The sequence below is a fragment of the Arthrobacter sp. B0316-5-4 genome (assembly GCF_059090325.1).
Genome location: NZ_JBNHFN010000002.1, coordinates 411,661 through 434,212 on the forward strand (window position 1 = coordinate 411,661; position 22,552 = coordinate 434,212).

At 64.9% G+C, this 22,552-nt stretch carries 20 protein-coding genes; 11 read left to right on the plus strand and 9 right to left on the minus strand.

Translation table 11 applies throughout. From position 1 onward, the window contains the following. The first annotated feature begins 124 nt into the window (after positions 1–124). The 3 genes from AC5RU9_RS06250 (at position 125) to AC5RU9_RS06260 (ending at position 2,646) form a co-directional block, all read left to right on the plus strand. Positions 125–691: a hypothetical protein gene (locus tag AC5RU9_RS06250; RefSeq protein ID WP_494015761.1), complete on the plus strand. Its 567-nt coding sequence runs from the start codon at positions 125–127 to the stop codon at positions 689–691. Positions 692–908: 217 nt separating this feature from the next. Beyond that, a complete protein-coding gene (locus tag AC5RU9_RS06255; RefSeq protein ID WP_211712572.1) occupies positions 909–1,328 on the plus strand; it encodes a YciI family protein in 420 nt (139 codons plus the stop codon). 64 nt (positions 1,329–1,392) lie between these two features. Then, complete coding sequence (locus tag AC5RU9_RS06260; protein ID WP_494015762.1) at positions 1,393–2,646, plus strand: RNA polymerase sigma factor; 1,254 nt, start codon at positions 1,393–1,395, stop codon at positions 2,644–2,646. Between the two features lie 30 nt (positions 2,647–2,676). Here the strand turns inward: AC5RU9_RS06260 and AC5RU9_RS06265 are convergent, their stop codons facing one another. Next, a complete protein-coding gene (locus AC5RU9_RS06265; RefSeq protein WP_494015763.1) occupies positions 2,677–3,615 on the minus strand; it encodes a helix-turn-helix transcriptional regulator in 939 nt (312 codons plus the stop codon). Between the two features lie 130 nt (positions 3,616–3,745). Between AC5RU9_RS06265 and AC5RU9_RS06270 the strand changes: the two genes are divergently transcribed. Beyond that, a complete protein-coding gene (locus AC5RU9_RS06270) occupies positions 3,746–4,789 on the plus strand; it encodes an NAD(P)-dependent alcohol dehydrogenase (protein WP_494015764.1) in 1,044 nt (347 codons plus the stop codon). A gap of 100 nt (positions 4,790–4,889) precedes the next feature. Then, a complete protein-coding gene (hrpB, locus tag AC5RU9_RS06275) occupies positions 4,890–7,532 on the plus strand; it encodes an ATP-dependent helicase HrpB (RefSeq protein WP_494016065.1) in 2,643 nt (880 codons plus the stop codon). On the opposite strand, the gene AC5RU9_RS06280 is transcribed toward hrpB, so the two are convergent. Both AC5RU9_RS06280 and AC5RU9_RS06285 read right to left on the minus strand, forming a co-directional pair. Further along, complete coding sequence (locus AC5RU9_RS06280) at positions 7,529–9,163, minus strand: amidohydrolase (protein WP_494015765.1); 1,635 nt, start codon at positions 9,161–9,163, stop codon at positions 7,529–7,531. The genes hrpB and AC5RU9_RS06280 overlap by 4 nt on opposite strands. After that, positions 9,153–10,610, minus strand: coding sequence for an APC family permease (locus tag AC5RU9_RS06285; RefSeq protein ID WP_494015766.1), 1,458 nt, complete (start codon positions 10,608–10,610; stop codon positions 9,153–9,155). Before AC5RU9_RS06285 ends, AC5RU9_RS06280 begins: the two co-directional genes overlap by 11 nt. A 161-nt stretch (positions 10,611–10,771) precedes the next feature. Here AC5RU9_RS06285 and AC5RU9_RS06290 point away from each other — a divergent pair, with 161 nt between their 5' ends. From AC5RU9_RS06290 to AC5RU9_RS06300, 3 genes are all read left to right on the plus strand, one after another. Beyond that, positions 10,772–11,389: a TetR/AcrR family transcriptional regulator C-terminal domain-containing protein gene (locus AC5RU9_RS06290; RefSeq protein WP_494015767.1), complete on the plus strand. Its 618-nt coding sequence runs from the start codon at positions 10,772–10,774 to the stop codon at positions 11,387–11,389. A 2-nt stretch (positions 11,390–11,391) separates the two neighbouring features. After that, the gene (locus AC5RU9_RS06295) at positions 11,392–12,138 is read left to right on the plus strand and encodes a M50 family metallopeptidase (RefSeq protein ID WP_494015768.1); all 747 of its coding nucleotides are present in this window, start codon (positions 11,392–11,394) and stop codon (positions 12,136–12,138) included. A gap of 160 nt (positions 12,139–12,298) precedes the next feature. Next, positions 12,299–14,389 carry an elongation factor G-like protein EF-G2 gene (locus AC5RU9_RS06300; RefSeq protein WP_494015769.1) on the plus strand — a complete coding sequence of 697 codons (2,091 nt, stop codon included), beginning with the start codon at positions 12,299–12,301 and terminating at the stop codon, positions 14,387–14,389. 3 nt (positions 14,390–14,392) lie between these two features. Here AC5RU9_RS06300 and AC5RU9_RS06305 read toward each other — a convergent pair whose 3' ends face one another. Continuing rightward, on the minus strand, positions 14,393–15,058 hold the full coding sequence (locus AC5RU9_RS06305) for an alpha/beta hydrolase family protein (protein ID WP_494015770.1): 666 nt from the start codon (positions 15,056–15,058) through the stop codon (positions 14,393–14,395). Positions 15,059–15,157: 99 nt separating this feature from the next. On the opposite strand from AC5RU9_RS06305, the gene ligD reads away from it, so the two are divergent. Next, positions 15,158–16,183, plus strand: coding sequence for a non-homologous end-joining DNA ligase (gene ligD / locus AC5RU9_RS06310; protein ID WP_494015771.1), 1,026 nt, complete (start codon positions 15,158–15,160; stop codon positions 16,181–16,183). 42 nt (positions 16,184–16,225) lie between these two features. On the opposite strand, the gene AC5RU9_RS06315 is transcribed toward ligD, so the two are convergent. The 5 genes from AC5RU9_RS06315 to AC5RU9_RS06335 form a co-directional block, all read right to left on the minus strand. Next, the gene (locus AC5RU9_RS06315) at positions 16,226–16,846 is read right to left on the minus strand and encodes an L-threonylcarbamoyladenylate synthase (RefSeq protein ID WP_211712584.1); all 621 of its coding nucleotides are present in this window, start codon (positions 16,844–16,846) and stop codon (positions 16,226–16,228) included. Between the two features lie 20 nt (positions 16,847–16,866). Beyond that, positions 16,867–17,730, minus strand: a complete 864-nt coding sequence (locus AC5RU9_RS06320; RefSeq protein WP_494015772.1) for an ABC transporter permease — start codon at positions 17,728–17,730, stop codon at positions 16,867–16,869. Then, on the minus strand, positions 17,720–18,712 hold the full coding sequence (locus tag AC5RU9_RS06325; RefSeq protein WP_494015773.1) for an ABC transporter ATP-binding protein: 993 nt from the start codon (positions 18,710–18,712) through the stop codon (positions 17,720–17,722). The genes AC5RU9_RS06320 and AC5RU9_RS06325 overlap by 11 nt, the downstream gene beginning before the upstream one ends. Next, positions 18,709–19,779, minus strand: a complete 1,071-nt coding sequence (locus tag AC5RU9_RS06330) for a LolA family protein (protein WP_494015774.1) — start codon at positions 19,777–19,779, stop codon at positions 18,709–18,711. The genes AC5RU9_RS06325 and AC5RU9_RS06330 overlap by 4 nt, the downstream gene beginning before the upstream one ends. Before the next feature lie 86 nt (positions 19,780–19,865). Further along, positions 19,866–20,882, minus strand: coding sequence for an N-acetylglucosamine kinase (locus AC5RU9_RS06335; RefSeq protein WP_494015775.1), 1,017 nt, complete (start codon positions 20,880–20,882; stop codon positions 19,866–19,868). A gap of 121 nt (positions 20,883–21,003) precedes the next feature. Between AC5RU9_RS06335 and AC5RU9_RS06340 the strand changes: the two genes are divergently transcribed. Beyond that, positions 21,004–21,735, plus strand: coding sequence for a GntR family transcriptional regulator (locus AC5RU9_RS06340; RefSeq protein ID WP_494015776.1), 732 nt, complete (start codon positions 21,004–21,006; stop codon positions 21,733–21,735). A gap of 1 nt (position 21,736) precedes the next feature. Further along, entirely contained in the window at positions 21,737–22,531 is a 795-nt protein-coding gene (locus AC5RU9_RS06345) for an IclR family transcriptional regulator (RefSeq protein ID WP_494015777.1), read from the plus strand. Positions 22,532–22,552 lie beyond the last annotated feature (21 nt).

The window sequence follows — 22,552 nt, forward strand, 5'->3', positions numbered from 1 at the left end:
CAGCGGAATAACAGGTTCACAACAGCGTGGACTGGGGTAGCCCCTCCATCGTGGTAAGAGGACGGCACTCCTGACCGTCCCTCAGGCACGGACCATGGCAACACGGTCCATTGAGGAGAGGTATATGTCGAAAACCAAGAGAATCACGCTAGGCATCGCGGCCGGAGCCCTGGCCCTTGGCGCGGGGATGGGAGTGACGGGAATGGCTACAGCAGCCACCACCCCTTCGCCGAGCGCCACATCCTCGACGGATGCGGGCACCACCCCGACGGATCCGGGCGGCAAGCCCGGCGGCCACGGCCACGGCCACGGAAGGGACGGCGGTCAGATCGCCTCCCAGCTCGCAACCAAGCTGGGTGTTGACGAAGCCAAGGTCACCGAGGCATTGAAGGCGTTCCGCCAGGCCAACAAGCCGACCACACCGCCGAGTGAAGGAACGGAAGGCACCAAGCCGGACCGGACGGCCCAAGAGGCCGCGCTGGCCAAGTCCCTGGCTGCGGCACTGGGCGTGGACGAAGCCAAGGTGACCAGTGCGCTGGCGGAGATCCGGACTGCCGGCCAGGCTGAGCGTGCAGCTGCACTGAAGACCAAACTCGATAAGGCAGTTACCGACGGAAAGCTCACGCAAGCCGAAGCCGACGCCGTGACCAAGGCTGTCGAAGCCGGGGTCATCGGAGGCGGCGGGCGCTAGGCAACCGCACCTCCCCGGCTGAATGCCAGCTGAACAGGATCCCTCAGGCTTCGGCCTGGGGGATCCTTCGCATCTTGCTTCCGGGGGACGCGTCATCCGGGCGGGTCCAAAGCCCCGTTGAAACTTGTTCGGGCAGCTTGTCGATTTTTCCTCGACCCATTCGACCTATGGATGAGAAAGTCGAAGGGACTTTCCACTACACAGGAGATTGAGTGAGATGGCGAAATACATGTTGATCATGCGGGCCGACGACGATTCCTATGCCAAGTTCGAGAACATCGACTTCAACGAGATCCTCGAAGCGATGGGCAAATTCAATGACGAACTGATCCGTGCCGGGGTGCTGCTTGCTGCAGAGGGGTTGGAGGATGCCAAGGAGACGGTGGTGGTGGACTTCACTGGCGAAACTCCGGTGGTCACGGATGGCCCCTATGGCGAAACGAAGGAACTCTTCGGCGGCTTCTACATCCTGGACGTCGCTTCCAAACAGGAGGCTGTCGAGTGGGCGCGGCGGGCACCCATGACCGCTGGAACCAAGACCGAAATCCGCCGCGTCACCAGCATCGACGAATTCCCCCAGGACAACGAATGGATCCAAAAGGAACGGGCATGGCGCGAGCAGACCGGACAACTCTAGGAGATCGCTGCCAGAAGCCAGCCGCGACTGGAATGAGCTGCAACTGGAATGAGCTGCAACTGAGATGAGGAGCAACGAGGCCAGGGCCGCCGTCGAAGCGGTGTGGAGAAGTGAGTCTGCCCGCATCGTCGGCGCCCTGGCCCGCTATACGGGCGATTTCAGCTTGGCCGAGGACGTCGCACAGGAGGCCGTCGCGGAGGCTTTGGTGTCGTGGTCCGTTGATGGCATCCCCGCCGAACCAGTGGGTTGGTTGCTGACCGCAGGCAGGCGTCGGGCGATTGATGCGTTCCGCCGTCGGGCCGCACTCGACGAAAAGTATGCACTCCTTGCCAACGACCTTAGCGAAGAGGAACCGGGCGCGGACTCCCTGTTTAACCCGGAGGCGATCGACGACGACGTGCTCGCTTTGATGTTCATGGCCTGCCACCCGGTGTTGTCCCGGGAAGCGCGCATCGCCTTGACCCTGCGGGTGGTGGGTGGCATGGGCACTGAGGAGATCGCCAAAGCGTTCCTGGTGCCCGTGCCAACCATTCAGGCCCGCATTACGCGCGCCAAGAAGACCCTGTCCGCAGCCCACATACCCTTCGTGGTACCTGAACTGCCTGACATCCCAGAGCGGCTGGGGTCCGTGCTTCACGTCGTGTACCTTATTTTCACGGAAGGATCCTTTGCCTCCGGAGGAGACTCGTGGATGCGGGCGGAACTGGCCAGTGAGGCCCAACGACTTGCCCGTGTCCTGGTGCGGCTCGCGCCCGAGCCCGAAGCCTATGGGCTTCTTGCGCTGATGGAGTTAACGGCGGCCCGCTTTCCCGCTCGGCTCGACCCGGCAGGGAACCCCGTCCTCCTTGAGGATCAGGATCGACGACGGTGGGATCGGGCGTCGATACGTCGTGGCCGGGCTGCGCTGGCGACGGCGGTTGCCCTGGGCCGCGGACTAGGTGCCTACGGACTCCAGGCAACCATCGCGGAATGCCATGCCTTGGCTTCGACAGCAGCCGAGACCGATTGGCAGCGGATTGTGATCCTTTACGAAGCACTCGCCCGGCTGGCTCCGTCGCCGGTGGTTGAGCTGAATCACGCGGTTGCCGTAGCAATGGCCACAGGTCCGGCCGCCGGGTTGGACCTCGTCGATGCACTGGCGGGCCGCGGTGCGCTGAACGGTTCGCACCTCTTGCCCACCGTACGGGGCGAGCTGCTCACCAGGCTCGGACGGTTTGAGGAAGCAAAGGAAGCCCTGGATTTAGCCATGGATTTGTGCTCGAACACCGCAGAACGCTCCGCATTGGAACGCAAGATTGCCGAGTTGCCGGGGCAGTAGGACGCGCGGGGCGGACGCGGTCAGGTTCGATCATGCGGGGTGGCCGTACTCCTCGTCGGTGACCAGCTCACCCAACCTGGAGTTCTGGTTCAGGGAGGCATCTGGCTGCTGCATCGTCGCGGCCCAGCTCGCAAGCAGCCGGAAGGCATCCGCCGTCGGGGTATCGGGTTCACCGTTGTAGACAGTCAGGGTCAGCCCGGTGTCGGCGGCGAACTCCATGGCCTCGTAGAGCATGTGGAGCTCTCCAACGATCGGATGCCTGAAGAACTTCTGCCCGGTGTAGTGCTGTCGGACGTTGTGCGCGGCCCACCGAACCCGGAATTCCTCGCTCCGGGTTGACAGTTCACCCACCAAGTCCGTCAGTCCCCGGTCGTAGGGGTCCCTGCCGGCCTCGGTGCGCATGATCGCTACGGTGTCGTTGGCTGCGCGCTCCCAGTCCGGGTAGAAGGCGTGGCTGCGTTCGTCGAAGAAGAGATAGCGGGCAAGGTTTGGCGGCTCGGCCGAATTGCCGTCTTGACCGGAGTAGAGGTCGGAATACAGTGCCCGCCCCAGCGCGTTACTCGCCAGGATGTCCAGGCGTCCGTTGCGCACGATCGCCGGTGAATTGGTGATGGCGTCCAACGTCAGTTGCACTCCCGCACGGATGGCCTGCTTCCGGGCGGGGCGTCGCCGCGGCCGACCACCCTCGCTGGCCGCGCGGGCGAGGTCGTAGAGGTGGGCCCGCTCGGCCTCGTCGAGCTGCAGGGCGTTGGCCAGGGACTCGAGCACGCTGTCAGATGCCCCTGAGAGGTTTCCGCGCTCCAGCCGGGTGTAGTACTCCACGCTGACCCCTGCGAGCATGGCAACCTCGCCGCGGCGAAGGCCCGGAACCCGTCGGTTGCCGCCGTACGCGGGCAGCCCCGCCTGCTCCGGAGTGATTTTTGCCCGCCGGGTGGAGAGGAAGTCGCGTGTCTCGGTCCGGTTGTCCATGGTTCAACGGTAAGACTTTTGGCCGGCTAAGGGAGTCACTGCCAGTACCCCTAACAGCAGTGTCTCCCTTCCTGTCAGGCAAAGAGTGTTAGATGGAAACATCCACTTAAGACAGACACGCAGGAGAAACATGCCTACCGCTTCCGCATTTGCTTCACCCTCGGCCACGGGCGACCTGACCCTGACCACCATCGAACGCCGTGAGGTCGGGCCGAACGACGTCCATATCGACATCAAGTTCGCCGGAATCTGCCACTCGGACATCCACACCGTCCGCGGTGACTGGGGACCCCAGCAATACCCGCTGGTCCCGGGTCATGAGATCGCCGGTATCGTCACCGAAGTCGGCTCCGAGGTCACCAAGCATAAGGTGGGCGACCGCGTCGGCGTCGGCTGCATGGTCAATTCCTGCAAGGAGTGCAAGAACTGCCTGGCCGGCGAAGAGCAGTACTGCCTCAAGGGCAACGTGGGCACCTATGGCGCAGTGGACCGCGACGGCACCATCACCCAGGGTGGCTACTCAACCAACGTTGTGGTGAACGAAGACTTCGTTGTCACCATTCCGGAAGGTTTGGGCCTCGATGTTGCCGCACCGCTGTTGTGCGCAGGCATCACCACCTTCTCCCCGCTGCACCACTGGGGTGCGGGTCCCGGCAAGAAGGTCGCTATTGTCGGCTTGGGCGGTTTGGGCCACATGGGCGTCAAGATCGCCCACGCAATGGGTGCTGAGGTGACCGTCCTGTCGCAGTCACTGAAGAAGATGGAAGACGGCCTCAAGCTCGGCGCGGACCACTACTACGCCACCAGCGACCCCGCCACCTTCGAGGAGCTCGCAGGCACCTTCGACCTCATCATCAACACTGTCAGTGCTTCCATCGACATCAGCTCCTACCTGCAGCTTTTGACCCTCGACGGAACGTTGGTCAACGTTGGAGCGCCGGCTGAACCGCTGCCGGTGAACGCCTTCGCACTTATCGGCGGCCGTCGCCGGTTCGCCGGTTCCATGATCGGCGGCATCCCGGAAACCCAGGAAATGCTGAACTTCTGCGCCGAGCACAGCCTTGGCGCCGAAATCGAGGTCATTCCCGCGAGCCAGATCAACGAGGCATACGAGCGCGTGCTTGCCTCCGACGTCCGCTACCGCTTCGTCATCGACACCTCCACCATCGGCTAGAAAACACGGCACCCGTAAACACAGCCGTACCGTAAACGCGAAAGGCCACGCCTCCTCCCGGAAGCGTGGCCTTTCCCGCACCCCCAACAGGGACAATGGTCTGGTGACATTCAGACTGGACACCATCGGCAGGGGACTGGTCTTCGCCGATTCCCTCGAAAACCTCGCCTCGGCCCTCACCAACCAGGACGACGCCGGCACCGCAGTCGTGCAGGCACCGCCAGGTACGGGCAAAACCACTTTGGTGCCTCCGCTGCTGTCCAATCTTGTGTCCGAACGGCACCCCGGCCAGCCGCGCGTCGTCGTTACCCAGCCCCGGCGTGTCGCTGCCCGGTCCGCCGCCCGTCGACTTGCTGCCCTGGACGGCACCCGGCTTGGTGGCAGGGTTGGCTACACCGTCCGGGGTGAAAGCAAAATCAGCAACGACACCATGGTGGAGTTCGTCACGCCCGGGATCCTTCTGCGCAGGCTGCTGGCTGACCCGGGCCTTGAAGCCATCCATGCGGTGGTACTGGACGAGGTCCACGAGCGTGGCCTGGAAACGGACCTCCTTCTCGGCATGCTTGCGGAGGTCCGCGAGCTCCGGGACGACCTGACGTTGGTGGCAATGTCCGCCACGCTCGATGCGCCGCGCTTCGCCGCGCTCCTTGGGAATGCAGGGCCCGACGGCGACGGCCCGGCTCCCGTCGTCGACTGTCCGTCGGCGCTGCATCCGTTGGAGGTTCGGTGGATGCCGGCCCGGGAGCAGCGGCTGGATGGTCGGGGAGTGGCCCGCAGCTTCCTTGACCACGTAGCCCGCACCGCGGCGACCGCCCACGCTGCTGCCCTGGCCACCAATCCCGAGGTGGATGCCTTCGTGTTCCTTCCGGGAGCCCGGGAAGTGTCCGACGTCGCTGCACGCCTTCGCGGGCAGGTGGCCGCCGGTATTGAGGTGCTGGAGTTGCACGGCCAGATTGGACCGGAGTCCCAGGACCGCGCAGTATCCGGCCGTGAGCCCGGAGGCCCGCCCCGGATCATTGTCTCCACGTCCCTGGCCGAATCCTCGCTCACCGTTCCGGGGGTTCGCCTGGTCATCGACTCGGGACTCTCCAGGGAGCCGCGACGCGACGCGGGCCGCGGGATGTCCGGCCTGGTCACTGTCTCTTGTTCCCGCGCCTCGGCGGAGCAGCGGGCCGGCCGGGCTGCGCGGCAGGGGCCGGGCACCGTGGTGCGTTGTTATGACCAACAGGCGTTTGCCGCCGCCCCTGCCCACCAAACCCCGGAAATCTCCGTCGCGGACCTGACCGGCGCGGCGCTTGTTCTGGCTTGCTGGGGTGCGCCGGGCGGCGAGGGCTTGTCGCTTCCTGACGCACCACCTGCCGTCGCCATGAAAGATGCGGTGGAGGTGCTCCGCGAATTGGGCGCGGTGGCGGATGACGGAAGCGCCACCAGTGTAGGCAAGACCTTAGCCCGGATCCCAGCCGACCCGCGGCTTGCCCGCGCCTTACTGGACGGATCGCCGGTTGTTGGCCCGCGCGCCGCCGCGGAAACGGTGGCACTGGTGGCGGGGGACCAGCGGGCTCCCGGTGCCGATCTCACCACGTTGATCACATCACTCCGTTCCGCGTCACACCCGGGCGCCCGGCGTTTCGCTGAGGACGCACGGCGCACGGAGTCGATCGCGCGGCGGGAGGCGGCCGCCGTCGTGCCTCCCCACGGAAACGTGGCACCTACCCAAGGAAACAAGGGCGTCACGGCGAGGGAAGCGCCCGGGTTTGTGGTGGCGTTGGCGTTCCCGGATCGGATCGCCAGGCGCGTTCCCGGCGATGGTTCCACCACCTACCTGCTCTCGTCCGGAACGCGTGCTGGCCTCCCTGCGGGGAGCCCGTTGTCGGCCTATGAGTGGCTTGCTGTTGCCGAGGTGTCCCGCGCCCAGGGCTGTGACGCTGCCGGCACCGGCGCTGTCATCCGGTCGGCCGCACCGTTGTCGGCCGAGCTTGCAGAAGCGGCCGCGCCACAGCTCCTGGTCGGGGAGACGAAGGCAAAGTTCGGCCAAAGCCGCGTAACCGCCACCCTGGAACGCCGTTTGGGCGCCATCGTCCTGTCCGCCACGCCGGTCCGGCCCAGCGTGGAAGCCGGCCGGCATGCTGTGGCGGAGGCTCTGGAGAAAGCTGGGCTTTCCATGATTGGGTGGTCGACGCCGGCCGATGCCCTGCGTAGGCGGCTCGCATTGCTGCGTCGGGAGCTCGGTGATCCCTGGCCGGACGTCCGTGAGGAAGCCCTGCTCTCCCGGCTGGATGAGTGGCTGGCCCCCGAGCTGGAGGCCATCGCCTCCGGCTCGCCCGCCGGTTCGGTCGACCTCCTGGAGCCCTTGCGGCGCCTGTTGCCCTGGCCGGAGTCCTCGCGGCTGGACAGCCTGGTGCCCGAGCGCCTGGAGGTACCGAGCGGTTCGCGGGTGCGGATCGATTATCCGGAGGTGGACAACGACGCCGGCAGGCCAGTGGTGGCGGTCAAGCTCCAGGAGTGCTTCGGCTGGGACCGTACGCCGCGCCTGGTCGATGGCAGGGTTCCGGTGCTCTTCCACTTGTTGTCACCGGCCGGACGCCCGTTGGCGGTAACGGACGACCTCACATCGTTCTGGTCCGGACCGTACGCGCAGGTCCGGGCCGAGATGCGTGGGCGCTACCCCAAGCATCCCTGGCCCGAAGACCCGTGGCCGGCGCCGGCCACGGGCAAAACCAAGAACCGGATGCAGGCCGGCTAGCCGAGCCGCTCCAACATGAACTGGATCTCGCCGTCCACGAAGGTTCCCAAAACACTGCTTGCGGCGAACTCGTCAGGCGCGGTGGTCAGGGGATCCATCTCGAAGGCCGTGAAGTCTGCGCGCTTGCCCACGGTGATGGAGCCCGAAACATCCCACAGCCCTGCAGCCTTGGCCGCGTGCGAGGTGTATCCCTCCAGGGCCTGGAGCGCGGTGAGGGCCTGGGCTGGGGCGATGGGCTGCTGCTCGGGATGTCCGGAACGGCGGCGCAGCTGCGCATCGGCGATGATGGGAAGCGGCTCGTAGGGCGCGATGGGCCAGTCCGAGCCGATGCCCAGGGTCACTCCGGCATCACGAAGGTCCCTGCACCGCCATGCCCTGTCCGCACGTTCGGGGCCCAGGCGGATAGACCAGTTGTCGCTGTGGTCTGCGAGCGAATAGTGCGTGCAATGCGTTGGTTGCATGCTGGCCACCACTCCCGAGTCCTTGAAGCGTTCCACCAGTTGGTCGGGTACCGATTCGATGTGCTCGATCCGGTGGACGGTCCGGCGCAGGACGTCGGCTGGAACAGTCTCGGCCAGGGATTCCAATGCATTCAATACATGGTGCACGCCCGCGTCTCCGATGGCGTGCGTCGCTGTGGGGATTCCCCGGGAGGCGAAGTAGCGGACAGCAGCGGTGTAGTCCTCGGGACGGGGCCAGAACGCTGCTGTGGATTGGCCAAGGGTGTCCGGTTCGTAGAGCCACGCGGTGCCGTTGTCTACTGTTCCGTCGACGAAGAGCTTGATGGCCTCGATGGACCAGCGGCGACCACCGGTTCCGATATTGCGGGCCATTTCCTTCCATTGGGCTTCGCCGCTGCCTGGCATGCACCACGGAGCGGTCCGGAGCCTGAGGGGCAGGTCACCGTCTGCTTCCAGTGCCTGCAACAGGGCGGTCGATTCTTCGCTGTGGTCCATGATGTGGCCGCCGGTCAGGCCGGAACGGGCGACGTCCCTCAGCAACCCGGCCAGCCGCGCCTTACGCTCGGCGAAGGACTCCTGCGGCATGTGCCGCTGGACGAGTTCCATGGCCGCGGCTTCCAGCAGGAGCCCGGTGGGGGTGCCATCGCGGTCGCAAACCACCTCTGAAGCCTGGTCGAATTCCTCCGGCCCGTGGACGCCGGCACACTCAAGCGCCCGGCTGTTGGCCAGCGCCGAATGGCCATCGAACAGCCGTACAAGTGCTGGCTTCCCGCCGCTGACATCGTCCAAGGCATGGCGGTGCATGGGGATGGTGCCGAAAGCGTTCGGGTTAAGGCCCCAGCCACGCAACCACTCGCCGTCGTTCGCTGCTTCCGCGCGCAACAGGGCGCGGACCTCCTCCAGCGTCCCCGCGCCGGACAGGTCCACACCGACCGTAAGGTCAAGCCCAAACACGGGGTGGATATGGCAGTCCACCAGCCCTGGCGTCAGTGTAGCCGTGCCGAGATCCACCACCCGTGTTCCCGCTTGGCGCCAGCTTTGGGCGTCCGAGCGGCTTCCGACGGCGGCAACCATGCCGCCGCTGACTGCGACGGCTTGTATGGGCTCATGGTGTGGCCGGTCATCCAGCGTGTGAACGGTGTCGGCCAGGATGATGAGGTCAGGAGTCATGGGTTTCGAAGCTTCCAATCCGGGAGAAGACGTCAGGGCGGTTTGTGCGCAGGCCCCGGGCAATCAAGAGGCCAGCGAGGAACACCAGGGGTGCCACCAGCAGCAGGATGGTGTTGGTCAGGGCATCGGCAAAGGTGAGGAGCTCGATGTTAATGGCGATCAGTGCCACCACTCCGAACAGCAGGACGGCCGAGGCGATGGTCAGGGGGATGATCAGGCGGTTCGTGACAGCGGCAGGGTTACGGCGCAGGTAGATGAAGGCGGCAACAGAAACCAAGCCCTGGAGGGCAACGATCCCGAAAATACCCGGAGTGTTGACCCAGATCAGCAGTTGCTTGTAGGGGTCGGCCCCTGCGATTGCACAGATGATAATGACGACGGCGGCCAGGACAGTCTGGATCTGCCCTGCACGATGCGGCGACTTGTATTTGGGGTGTGTCTTGCCAAGGAATGCGGGCAGGACACCGTCTTTCGCCAGCATGTACACGTAGCGGTTGATGGCGTTGTGGAAGGCCAGCTGCGAGGCGTAGACACTGGTCACGATCAGCACGTACATGACGACTTCGGCCCAGGGCCCCACGTATTGGTTGATGGTAGCGAAGAACATGCCATCGGCCAGTTCACCGGCGGCCTCCACCACGTTTCCGTCCCCATATGCCTGGATGACGGTCCAGACGATGAACGCGTAGAACACGGACATGAAACCTACGGCTATGTAGGTTGCCCGGGGGACCGACTTGTCAGGATTGCGTGCTTCGCGCCGGTACAGCACGGTGGATTCAAAGCCCATGAAAGCTGCGAAGCAGATGGCGAGGATGGCCAGCACGCCCGGAGTGAATGCGTGCTCGGGGGAGAAGGAGGAGAAGCTGATGCCTTGGGCGCCTCCACGGGCCAGGATTCCGACTCCCATGACGGCAAGGATTGCGGTTTCGGCGATGAGCAGGACCCCCAGGACCTTTGCTCCGACGTCGATGCCGCGGAATCCAAGGAACCACACCGCCGCGATCGCCACCAGGGCCACCACCGGCCAGGGAACGTCAAGGCCGAAAAGCGTGTGGAGCATCGCCTGGGTCTGGACGGCGAAGAGCCCGTAGACGCCGATTTGCAGGCAGTTGTAGGAAACGATTGCCAGGATGGCTGAGGCCAGGCCCACGGTCTTGCCCATGGCCAGCGTGATGTATGTGTAGAAACCGCCGGCGGCTTTGACGTGCTTGGTCATGGCCATGAAGGAGATGGCGAATACCAGCAGCACGGCGCCGGCGATGACGTAACCCATGGGGGCACCGATGCCCCCAACGCCAAGGGCTACTGGTGCCACTCCGGCCATCACGGTGAGGGGGGCTGCTGCGGAGATCACCAGGAAGGCGATGCCGCCGGTGCCAATGGCATTCCGTTTGAGCCCGTTCCCGGCATCAGCTGCCGGCGGTCGGGTTTCGAGGTCAGACATGGGGGTCCTCTGGGGTTATGTGGGGAGGGGAAGTTTTCATGATTCTGGAACGTAAAGCGAAAGGCTTTCGTTTATCGTAAGGCCCTGTGACCCGCGGCACAATACTTGGGCGCAAAGTTCTGGCTAGAGTCGTAACAACAACCTTGAATGGAGACACCCGTATGGCACGCCCGCTGGTCCCGCTGATATCTGTCGACGCACTCGTCACCGCCGCCCTCGAACTGGTGGACGAGGCGGGGGACTTCAGCCTGCCCAAACTGGCCAAGCGGATCGGCGTCAGCCAATCCTCCATCTACAACCACGTGAGCGGTCGCGAAGAGATACTCGAGCTCATGCGCGGGCGGATCATCGCAGAATTGCCGTACGTCCTCGGCGACGACCAGGATTGGGAAGCATCGCTCCGCGCGATCGTCCGCAGCTACCGCGACGCTTTTGCGCGCCACCCCAGGCTTGCACCCCTGCTGGTACTCCAAACAGTCCAGGACCGCCAAGTACTGGCGCTTTACGAAAACCTTGCCGTCGCCCTCCGCACGGCCGGATTCACCGGCCGGGACGTAGTCTCCGCGATCTCCACTATTGACAGCTTCGCGCTGGGGTTCGCCCTGGACCTGGCAGCTCCTGACGTCGTCTGGGCTCCGCCGCAGCACGGCTATCCCACGCTCACCAGTGCCCTGACCTATGCGGGCCCTCCCACTGAACGCGGCGAAGCCGCTTTCGAATTCGGTCTGGAAATCCTCATCGCAGGCCTCCACTCGCGCCTCCAGTCGACGGTGCAATAGACGTGGACGCTGCTGGAAATGTGGCCCACAACTGGTGGGACGCGGTGCTTAGGGGTTTCACCGACTCCCACACCACTGCAGTTCCCCTCCCTGCCCTGCTCGGTATCCTCGCCTGCTCCGTGGTCCTGAGCATCCCGCGGCCCACGTGGCGCTGGTTCGGCCTGTACGTCACGTTCGTCCATGAACTCGGCCACGCGTACGCAGCGCTGATGACCGGCCGCTTCGTGCACGGACTCCGGATCGGGCTGGACCATTCGGGTCGCCTGGTCAGCAGTGGCCGGAGCTCCTTCGGAGCAGCATGGTCAGGGTTCTGGGGATATCCGGCCCCGGCAGTTGTCGGCTTGTGCCTGATCGCGGCGTGCGCTGCCGGGCGTTCGGGCGCGGCCATGTCTGTGGGCGCGCTGATATTGCTGGTTTCGCTGGTCTTCCTCAGGAACCTCACGGGCATACTGGTGGCCGTGTGCAGTGCGGCTATCGCCCAGGTCCTGATCCTGTTCGCGGCGCCCACTACCGTCAACTACGTTGTGCTGGCACTCGGTGTTGCCCTTTCCGTAGGCGGCGTCCGCGACCTCTTCAAACTCGTCGGGGTGCACACCCGGCGCAGGGAACGCCTGGCGGCCTCCGACGCGTTCATTCTTGGCCGCACAACGGGTGTTCCGGCCTATGTCTGGCTGGCCGGATTCACCGTGGTTGTAGCTGGGTGCTCACTCGCGGCAGCCTGGCTGCTGTGGGGCATGCTCACCGTTTAGTCCTCCGCCGGAACGGTGGTTCAAAGAACGACGCCGGGCCGCTGGTTTTGCTCGCTGCAAGCCCTTGCCCCATGGTCGCCTCAGGGTGTCCAATCCTCTTTAACGTTCCAACTGCAGGGCGTTTGCACTGAACGCCGGGAGAGAACACCAGGAGGTGCCCATGTCCGTGAAGGGCACGCGCGAATCGGCAAAAGCAACCGGCCCGGGCACCCCTGAGGCCAAGCGCGGCGACAACGGCTGGGCCTTATCGCCTGGCGATCCTGCCGGCATCCGGAATGTGGCACTCGTCGGACATTCCGGCGCAGGTAAGTCGATGCTTGTGGAAGCCCTGCTTGCAGCCACTGGAGCCATTCCCAGGATGGGCACCATCAGCGACGGGACCACGGTCAGCGACTCGGATCCGTCCGCGATCCACCAGCAACGGTCGGTGACGATGTCGGTGGCGCCGATCCGGGTCGGAGCGATCAAGGTCAACCTGATCGACACCCCGGGCTACACCGATTTCACCGGCGAACTTCGGGCTGGTTTGAGGGCCGCAGACGCGGCCCTCTTTGTTGTATCCGCCGTGGAGGACATTGACAGCGCCACCATTGCGTTGTGGGGCGAGTGCCGGAAGGTCCGGATGCCGCGTGCGGTAGTGCTCAGCAAACTGGACCATCCGCGCGCTGACTTCCGTGCCGCCGTCGTGCGCTGCCGGGAATCGTTCGGTGAGTCTGTCCTGCCGTTGTACCTTCCCGCTGACGACAATGCCGGCCTCATCGGGATAATCCATGGCAACAGCAGCGAGGCGCCAGTGGAGGAGGCCCGGGGCCCCTTGGTTGAAGGCATCATTGCCGAAAGTGAAGACGAGACGCTGATGGACCGGTATTTGGGTGGCGAAGAACTGCCACTGGGCGACCTCATCAAAGACCTCGAAACCGCAGTCGCCAGGGGGAGCTTCTTCCCTGTCATTCCCACCGCCGCCGAATCCGGCTTGGGACTCGCTGAGCTCATGGCCCTCATGACCGAAGCCCTGCCATCCCCCTTGGAACGGGTTCCTCCGCCGGCTATGACGTTGGACGGCGCATCGATGAAGCCCCTACAGTGCGATCCGGCAGGGCGGCTGGCGGCCGAAGTGGTGCGAACAACTGTGGATCCCTTCCTTGGCCGAGTGTGCCTTGTCCGGGTCTTCTCAGGAACCCTGAGGGAAGATTCGTCGATCCACGTCGGCGGGAGGGGACTCGCGGACAGGGGCCATGAAGACCACGACGCCGAAGAACGCGTCACCCACCTCTACTCGCCCGCCGGTCAGGGACTGAAAGCAGTCCCACAGTGCATTGCCGGGGACATCTGCGCGATCAGCAAACTCGCCAACGCCGAGACGGGTGACTCAATATCAGACCGTGAGGCGCCGCTGCTTCTCGAGACCTGGAACATGCCGGAGCCGCTGATGCCGGTCGCCATTGAGGGCGCCTCCAGGAGTGACGAAGACGCCCTTGCCAAGAGCATCGGCAAAGTGGCGGCCGCCGACCCCACGCTGCGCCTGGAACGCAACCAGGACACCCACCAGCTCATCCTCTGGTGCATGGGTGAGGCCCACGCAGAGGTAGTCCTGGACCGGCTGCGCAGCCAGGGTGTCAAGCTCCAAACCGTGGACGTGGTCACGCCTCTCCGCGAGACCTTCGCTACCAAGGCAACCGGCCACGGCAGGCACGTCAAGCAGTCAGGCGGCCATGGGCAGTTCGCCATCTGCGACATCGAAGTCGAACCCCTCACCCGCGGCGAAGGATTCGTGTTCACCGACAAAATCGTGGGCGGAGCAATCCCGGGAACGTTCGTTGCTTCCGTGGAGAAAGGTGTCCGGGCACAGATGCTCAAAGGTGTTTCGGCCGGTTTTCCCGTAGTGGACATCAAAGTGACGCTGGTGGGCGGCAAGACGCACAGCGTCGATTCCTCGGACGCGGCCTTCCAGGCAGCCGGAGCCCTTGCCTTGCGCGAAGCGGCAGCCGCCGCAAAGATCCAACTCCTGGAACCGGTATCCGCCGTGGTCATCAGCGTTCCCGATGAGTATGTGGGGACGGTGATGAGCGACTTGTCGGGGCGGCGGGGGCGCGTCACCGGAACCACGGCCGATGACGCCGAAGGGACCGAAATCAGTGCCGAGGTACCTGACCAGGAACTCCTGCGCTACGCGATAGAACTGCGTGCGCTGACGGCTGGAACGGGCCGCTTCCGGCGGTCCTACCTCCGTCACGAACCCCTGCCGAAATAGGAACTATGGGTTGGCGCGCAGGAAGGCCGCCACCGCGGGGGCAAGCGAGGCACCCACTTGGGCTGCACCCCGCTTCACGCCCTTGACCGCGAACGAATGGTCACCGCCCTCACACCACTGGAGGGTCGCCGTCGGGCCTATCTTCTCCACCACGCCCTCCAGCAGTTCCGGCGTGGCAAAGGTATCCCGGGTCCCCTGGAGAAAGAGCATGGGCACAGTAACGCCGTAAAGGTGCTCGTCGCGTAGCTTCTCCGGTTTGCCCGGGGCATGCAACGGGTAGCCGAGGTACACCAGTCCCTGGGCAGCCATCCCTTCAGCCACTGCCATCGACGCCATGCGGCCGCCGAAGGACTTGCCGGACGCCCAGAGGGGTTCTCCGTTGTTCAGCACCGCGGCCTGGTCCATCACGGCGCGCCATGTAGCGATGGCCAGCGGCGGCCGATCCGGGAAGCGCCGGCCGGCTTCGCGGTACGGGAAGTTGAAACGGAGGGTCGCGACGCCTTCGTCGGCCATCGCTTCCGCGAAACCCTGCAGGAACGGGTGTTCCATTCCCGCACCGGCGCCATGGGCAAGCACCAGGGTGGCCGAAGGGTGCTCCGGCCGGATGGAGAGGGCAGAAATTTCGACTTCATTGACGGCGATCCGCAAGGACGTTTCAGGCGTTGGCATGTATCCATCATCCTGCAGCGGCCCGGTCCGCGATGGACATGCGCACCGGATCGGCCCGGAATGCTGACGCGGGCGGTTCAAACACGGTAGCTTGTGGCCATGGCGAGCGAAGCAACCACTGTCACCGTGCCCGGTCCCGACGGTCCCCGGGAGGTTCGAATTTCCAGTCCCAGCCGCGTCATGTGGCCGGAGGCGGGACTGACCAAGTTGGACCTGGCCAACTACCTCATCGACGTCGGCGAGGCCTTTGTCGCTGCCAACGGGAACCGTCCGGTCAGCCTGCAACGGTATTCGGGCAACATCGAGGGCGAGATGTTCTTCTCGAAGAACCCGCCCAAGGGTGCTCCTGACTATGTGCGTTCCGTGCCCGTCACGTACCCGAGCGCTAGGTCCCATCCGCAATTGGTCATCGACGAGCCGGCCGCTGCGGTGTGGGCGGCACAAATGAACACTGTGGTGTTCCATCCGTGGGCTTCCAGGGCCGACGATCCGGACAACCCCGACCAACTCCGGATCGACCTCGATCCCCAACCAGGGACGGACTTTGATGACGCCAAGCCGGCCGCCCTTGAGCTCCGGTCAGTCCTGGAGGAGGCGGGCCTCACGGCGTTCATCAAGACGTCCGGCAACCGAGGGCTTCACGTCTATGCCCCGATCCATCCCAAGCATGAGTTCCTGGACGTCCGCCACGCCGTGATCGCCGCCGGCCGTGAATTGGAACGCCGCATGCCGGACAAGGTCACTACGGCCTGGTGGAAGGAGGAGCGGGGAAACCGGATCTTCGTTGACTTCAACCAGGCCAACCGGGACAGGACCATCGCCGGTGCCTACAGCCCACGCGCGGTGCCCACAGCGCAGGTTTCCTGCCCGCTGACGTGGGACGAACTAGATGATGCTGATCCAGCGAAGTACACCATCACCACAGTTCCCGACCGCCTGAAGAAAGTGGGCGACCCGTGGGCGACCATGCACTCGCAACCGGGAGAGATAGACGTTTTGCTCGCCTGGTGGGAACGCGATGTCACCAACGGCCAAGGCGAGATGCCCTTCCCGCCGGAATTTCCGAAAATGCCCGGAGAGCCCACGCGGGTTCAACCGAGCCGGGCCCGCAAGCCGGAGGAGTAAACCTCCGGAACCTTTGCAAGCGCTGTGGGTTGGGTGCCGGGGCTATTCGAACCGCGAAGGATCCCCGGTTCCGCGACGCACGACTTCGGCAACGCCGCTGGAAAAGTCGATCACGGTAGTCGGTTCCGCCCCGGTGTCACCGGCGTCGATGACGGCGTCCACCTGGTTGTCCAGCCGTTCTTTGATCTCCCACCCTTGTGTCAGGGGTTCTTCCTGGTCGGGCAGCAGCAGCGTGCTGGACAACAGGGGTTCGCCCAATTCGGCCAAAAGAGCCTGGACAACACGGTGGTCCGGGATGCGCACGCCCACCGTCTTTTTCTTCGGGTGCAGAAGCCGCTTGGGTACCTCACGGGTGGCCGGCAGGATGAAGGTGTAGCTGCCGGGGGTGACTGCCTTGATGCTCCTGAAGACGTCGTTATCGAGCATCACGAACTGGCCCATCTGGGCAAAGTCCTTACACACCAGGGTGAAATGGTGTTTGTCGTCCAGGTGCCGGATCGACCTGATGCGGTCCAGCGCTTCCCTGTTGCCGATCTGGGCGCCCAACGCGTAGCAGGAGTCGGTGGGGTAGGCGATCAGCCCGCCGTCCTGCAGCATTTTGACCACTTGGCCGATGGCGCGTGGTTGGGGATCTTCCGGGTGCACGTCAAAGAATCTGGCCATGGGAAGAGCCTACGACAAAGCTAGGACAGGACGTCCTTGTTTGAGAATTTTGCGTAGGCCAGCGCGCCGCACACGGCTATGTACCCGGCCTGCAGCAACGCGTTCGCACCGAACGATGTCCAGTCGATCGGCTGGCGGAGCAGATCCGCGAACCCCAGCCAGTGGTGGCTGAACAGCCACGGGTGCAGCCAGTCCAGTTGCGGAAGGTTATCCAGCACCTGTGAGACGACAGAGAGGACAATGGTGGCGGCCATGGCGCCCACCGGCACGTCCGTAAAGGTGGAAATCAGTAGCCCTATCGCGGCCAGCCCCAACAGCGACACTGTGATGTAGCCCGCAACCAGAAGGGACCGCAGGACCGATTCGCCCACACTGATGGTGTCGCCGGAGAGAAGCGTCACGGGTCCCACAGGAAAAAGTACGACGCCGGCCAGGGCACCGGACGCTGCCACGGTCACCGTCGCGGCGAAACAGAAAGCGACGGCCCCTGCATACTTGACCAGCAGGAGCCTGATGCGGCCTGCAGGTGCAATCAACAGGTAGCGCAGGGTCCCCATGTTGGCTTCGCCGGCTATGGTGTCCCCAGCCACCACGCCTATGGTCAGGGGCAGGAACAGCGGTACGCAAACCACCAGGGCGGTCACGGCCACGAACAGCCCGTTCTGGGTGATGCGGTCCAGGAACAGCGGCCCCCGGCCTGGGGCGACTGGTCGGGACGACAATTTGACGGCCAACGCGATGAGAAGGGGTACGGCGGCGAGGGCCAACAGCATGGCCCAGGTGCGGAGGCGGCGGAAAAGCACCGACAACTCGGAGCCAAGCAGGGACCAGCCAACCGTTGGCCGCGTTCCTGGGCCTGCATGTGTGGTGGTATCAGCCGACAACGTCGAACCCCTCTCCTGTCAGGGACACGAACCGGTCTTCCAGGCTCGAGTCCTCAACGGCAAAACGTCGAACCCGGACGCCGTCGGCAACCAGCGCCGCCACGATCACCTCGGGAGCCGGCCCGTCCAGTCCACCGTCCAGCACTGCCCTTGCCTCGTGTGGCCCTGACGCACCCGGTAAGGCGGGGACCAGGCCAAGGCGCGCCAGGACGCTCGCGGCCCGTTCGGCGTCGGGAGTTTCAACCACCACCTGCCGCTGGCCCGAGGACCGCAATTCCTCCAGCGGTCCTTGGGCGACCAGGCGCCCGGCGCTCATCACACCCACGTGGGTGCACATCTGTTCCACCTCGGCCAGCAGATGGCTGGAAACAAACACCGTGGTCCCGCCCGCGGCGAGGGAACGCACCAAGCTGCGGACCTCACGGGTGCCCTGGGGGTCCAGTCCGTTGGTGGGTTCGTCAAGGACCAGCAGCTCCCGCGGCCTGAGCAGCGCGTTCGCCAAGCCCAGGCGTTGCTCCATGCCCAACGAATAGGCGCGGACCTTCTTGCCGGCAGCGTGGCTAAGCCCGACTCGGTCAAGTGCGTCCGCGACGCGCTGGCGCCGTGTCGCCGACGAGGCGTGGCAGTCAGCGGAATCGAGGCGCATGAGGTTTCCCGGGCCGGAGAGGAAAGGGTAGAAGCCCGGCCCTTCCACCAAGGCGCCGACGTCCGGGAGGACGGCTGCCAGCGCCGCCGGCATGGACTGGCCCAAGACCCGGATGTCACCGCTCGTGGCGGAGGCGAGTCCCAGCAGCACCCGGATGGTGGTGGTCTTTCCCGACCCGTTGGGTCCAAGGAAACCGAACACGGCTCCGCGCGGCACAGCGAGGTCTATGCCGTCCACAGCGGAGCGGTGCCCAAAGTGTTTGACCAGCCCAGAGGTCTCAATGGCCAGCCCCGCAGAGACCGCGGTCCCGTGTTGCTCGGATGCGGGCCCCTTCACTGCGCGGCAGCGGCTGACTGGAGCCGCTCCAATGGCACCAGCCCTGCAAGGACGCGGCCGTCGTCGAGAATCAGGACGCTCACCAGCGAAGAGGTCAACGCCCGGCCCCCGGAAACGGCTTGCAGAACCTGGGAGAGCTGGGGGTTGGAAGTCAGCCCGGCGGGCACGGCAGCGGCAGGCAGGACGACGATCGATTCCCACCCGTCGCCGGTAACCATGGCGCCGTGCCGCGATGGTGCTTGGGCCGTAGCGTCGGGCACCGGGATGGGCTGCGCGGGGAGTGCCTTTTCAGTGACGGTGGCACCGGCTGGAGGATTGAACTGGAACAGGCCGGGATCCGGTGCAGAAAGGTTCAGTTCAGTGAAGGCGAGGGAGTAGGCAGGTTCGGCTTGGTTCTTCGCCTGGATGTGGACTCCCAGGGGGAAGCCGGTTTCGGAGTCGACGTCGATGGACACCGAGGCCACCAGGGTGCCGGAGCCGTTCGGGGCCAGGTTCAGCCGGTACGCACTACGGCCGGCAACCGATGAAGCCTCTCCCACTGTTACCTCGGTTCCGGCATCAACAGCAGCAAGGAACCGGCTGGCCAGTGCCTCGGGCGTGGGCATGGCCCGCTTGCTTGGCAGCGTTTCCGTGGGGCCGCCGACATCCGGGGCCTGGAGATGGGTGGCACTGTTGTCCGCTGAGTTGTAGAACCACGCATCCTTGCCATTGACGATGAGGTCGCGCTCAGCCATGGTGTCCATGATTTGCAGGCGCGCCTTGGTTGGGTCGCCGACGAAGACGCGCGCAGTGTGGGTGCCCGTCAGGAATTCCAGTGCGGAGGCAGCCCCGGAAGTGACGCCGGGACCTGATGAGGGAAGTGCCGGAAGCCCCAGCTCCGCAGTCTGTTCGAGTGTGCCGGAGAACGAACGCACTTGCGTGCGCGCAATCATGGCGAGAACCTCATCGGCTGTCTTCGGCGGGAGCGACACGGTGGCGCCCGCCTGGACCGAACCGGTGAGCACTGCAAGGACCAGGGCAAGGGGGATCAGGAGAGCCGGCAGCCACCGCCGCTTGGCCCGCGTCATCGCTACCGACCACCGCACGTGAAAGGCATGGATTAAGACTACTCCGGTTCCGGCCCGGAACCGGAGTAGTCAGGGAGAAGCGGGAGCTAGTTTCGGATCAGCTGGCGTGCCAGTTCCACCGCACCATGAACCGGGGCCTGCGTCAGGATCCTGACGGAAGACGGGTCCTCGAGTGAAACTTTCCGGGCCACGGCGCCGGCAAGCTGGCTCTGGTTCACCAGCAGGCCCCCGGCCATGACAAGCGGCAGGTCCAAACCCAGTTCGCCCAGTACTTGGCGGGCCAGCGTTGCCAAGGAATGTGCGGCCTCAGCCTGGATCCGAACGGCTGCGGGATCTCCCTCTGACGCGAACTCCAGGACGAGCGGGGCCAGACTGGCCCAGTGATCCGGTTCCGGTTTCGCATAGAAGAAGTCCATGAGCTGCAGGGCGTCGGCGCTGGCGGTCGCCTCCATCAGTGCTCGAACAAGGATTCCAGGCTCCAATCCGGCATAGTGCTCACGGAGGGCTTCCCGGACGGCGTCCCGCACCACTGAGTAGCCGCTGCCCTCATCGCCCAACAAGTAGCCATACCCGCCGCTTCGGGCTTCCCGTCCGTCAGCATTGCGGCCCCAGGCTACCGAACCGGTGCCCGCGACCAGTACGGCGCCGGCGTCGAGGCCTGCAGCTGCGAGGACAATCCGGGTGTCGTGGACGACCTCGACCTTGGCGCCGGGGAAGTGTTCCATGAGGAGTGCGGACAGGACGGCACGGCTCGCTGGTGTGTCTGCGCCGGCGGCACCAGCGCAAACGGCTTGGACCCCGCGGCCCACACTTGCGGCAATCCGCCGCAAGACCGCGTCAGCGCCTTGGTGTCCGACGGACGACAAGTTTGCGCTGGTCTCAGTGATTTCGTCGGCGGCGCTCCCCGGCGTACCGCTGAGCTGCTGCGCTTCATCCGAGCGGACGGCGTGGGTCTTGGACCCGCCGATGTGGAGGCCCAGGACTGCCGGCGTCACCGGAGGACCGCCGATGCTTCGGTCCCGGCCTGGCCGGTGGCGCGGACCAAGGGCCCGGTCCGCTGCGCTCCGTCCCTCCTCGAGTTCCCGTTCTCCTTCAACTGGCATCCCTTCGGTTCAGGTGCGGACTGTCTGTGCGAAGGTAGGGGAGTGCCCCTGGCTCGCCGTAGTTGGTTGAAACCAGCAGTCCTAAGATTGGCATAGACCAATCGAGCTGTCTACAAGTAGGATGTCCAACATGTCACCAGAAGCTGCACCTGCGGCGCCGAAGTACTACCTCCTCAAAACCGAGGTCTTGGCACTCATCGCTGGACTGCAGCCCGGCACTCTCATCCCCACCGAGCGGGCACTGGCAGAAAAGTACTCAACCTCCCGCACCACGGTCCGGCAGGCGATCAGTGAGCTCGTGGCGGAAGGCAGGCTGGGCAGGATCCAAGGGCACGGAACGTTCGTTGCGCCCCCCAAAGTGACACACGTCCGGCAATTGACGTCCTTCTCCGATGACGCCCGCACGCAGGGTCTTCGGCCGGACTCCACCTTGATCGCCCTCGACGTCTTGAAAGCGGACAGCGTAGTCTCGGCACACTTGGGCCTGGACGAAGGCGCGCAGGTAACGCGGTTGGAGCGGATCCGCCTGATCGAGGGCGAGCCGCTGGCCCACGAAGTCGCTTGGCTGCCCGGCAAGCTGGCGCGCTTCAAGTCGAACCTGACCAAAGCCGGTTCGCTGTATGCGGTCCTCGCAGACGTCTACGGGATCCGGGTCGCGGACGTAGAAGACACCGTGGAGACTGCGTTGGCCGGTCCCGGGGATGTCCAACTCCTCGGAATCGAGATGGGCGCTCCGCTGCTGGTGGTCCACAGGCTGGCCAGATCCGCCACCGGCGTTCCGGTCGAATGGACCCGCAGCACTTTTCGTGGGGACCGGTTCCGGTTCGTCTCACGCGTGAAATCAGGCGGGTAGCATGGCCAACTCGACGTCGGGCGAGTCCGTCATCCGTCGCGTCGTGAGGTTGGTGGGAGCCTTCGATGACTCCCACCGCACCATGAGCGTCGCCACGCTGGCCCGCCGCTCCGGACTCCCGGTCACCACGACATACCGCCTGGTGGACGAGATGCTTGCCGAGGGCCTGCTTGAACGGGAAGCCAATGCCGAGGTCCGCGTCGGCATACGGCTCTGGGAACTCGTCTCCAGGAGTTCCCGGATGGTTGGCCTGCGGGAAGCCGCGCTTCCGTTCATGGAAGACGTTCAGTCCGTGGTCCAGCATTCGACCACGCTGGGGATCCTGGACTCCGACGAGGTCCTGTACATCGAGCGGATCGGCTCCCGGGATTCGATGGTGGACATCACCAAGGTGGCCGGCCGGCTCCCCGTGCACGGCACCTCCTCCGGGCTCGTCCTGCTGGCATACTCGCCGGCCGCCTACCAGGACCTCTTCCTGTCCCGGACGCTGGAGAAGTTCACCGATGCCACGCTGACCAATCCAGCTGAACTGCGCCGTCATCTGGCAGCCATCCGCCAGCGGGGATTCGCATCCATGCCCGGAATCATCGTGCCGGAGTCGAGCGGAATCGCCGTGCCGGTGTTTGGCCGAACGAACACGGTCGTGGCCGCCTTGAGCGTAGTGGTGCCCAGAAATGAAGAAAACGCGGCCGTCCGGGTGCCCGTATTGATGACCGCGGCGCGAGGCATTTCGCGTGCCTTAGGTTGGCGTGGGGAACTCAAGGGCGCGCTTCGCCAAAGCAACGGCAATATCTGATTCCCGTTCATCGGTAACGCT

Coding starts and splice junctions, on each gene's coding strand:
- AC5RU9_RS06250 (WP_494015761.1), top strand. CDS start 125: ATGTCGAAAACCAAGAGAATCACGCTAGGCATCGCGGCCGGAGCCCTG.
- AC5RU9_RS06255 (WP_211712572.1), top strand. CDS start 909: ATGGCGAAATACATGTTGATCATGCGGGCCGACGACGATTCCTATGCC.
- AC5RU9_RS06260 (WP_494015762.1), top strand. CDS start 1,393: ATGAGGAGCAACGAGGCCAGGGCCGCCGTCGAAGCGGTGTGGAGAAGT.
- AC5RU9_RS06265 (WP_494015763.1), bottom strand. CDS start 3,615: ATGGACAACCGGACCGAGACACGCGACTTCCTCTCCACCCGGCGGGCA.
- AC5RU9_RS06270 (WP_494015764.1), top strand. CDS start 3,746: ATGCCTACCGCTTCCGCATTTGCTTCACCCTCGGCCACGGGCGACCTG.
- AC5RU9_RS06280 (WP_494015765.1), bottom strand. CDS start 9,163: ATGACTCCTGACCTCATCATCCTGGCCGACACCGTTCACACGCTGGAT.
- AC5RU9_RS06285 (WP_494015766.1), bottom strand. CDS start 10,610: ATGTCTGACCTCGAAACCCGACCGCCGGCAGCTGATGCCGGGAACGGG.
- AC5RU9_RS06290 (WP_494015767.1), top strand. CDS start 10,772: ATGGCACGCCCGCTGGTCCCGCTGATATCTGTCGACGCACTCGTCACC.
- AC5RU9_RS06300 (WP_494015769.1), top strand. CDS start 12,299: ATGTCCGTGAAGGGCACGCGCGAATCGGCAAAAGCAACCGGCCCGGGC.
- AC5RU9_RS06305 (WP_494015770.1), bottom strand. CDS start 15,058: ATGCCAACGCCTGAAACGTCCTTGCGGATCGCCGTCAATGAAGTCGAA.
- ligD (WP_494015771.1), top strand. CDS start 15,158: ATGGCGAGCGAAGCAACCACTGTCACCGTGCCCGGTCCCGACGGTCCC.
- AC5RU9_RS06315 (WP_211712584.1), bottom strand. CDS start 16,846: ATGGCCAGATTCTTTGACGTGCACCCGGAAGATCCCCAACCACGCGCC.
- AC5RU9_RS06330 (WP_494015774.1), bottom strand. CDS start 19,779: ATGACGCGGGCCAAGCGGCGGTGGCTGCCGGCTCTCCTGATCCCCCTT.
- AC5RU9_RS06335 (WP_494015775.1), bottom strand. CDS start 20,882: ATGCCAGTTGAAGGAGAACGGGAACTCGAGGAGGGACGGAGCGCAGCG.
- AC5RU9_RS06340 (WP_494015776.1), top strand. CDS start 21,004: ATGTCCAACATGTCACCAGAAGCTGCACCTGCGGCGCCGAAGTACTAC.
- AC5RU9_RS06345 (WP_494015777.1), top strand. CDS start 21,737: ATGGCCAACTCGACGTCGGGCGAGTCCGTCATCCGTCGCGTCGTGAGG.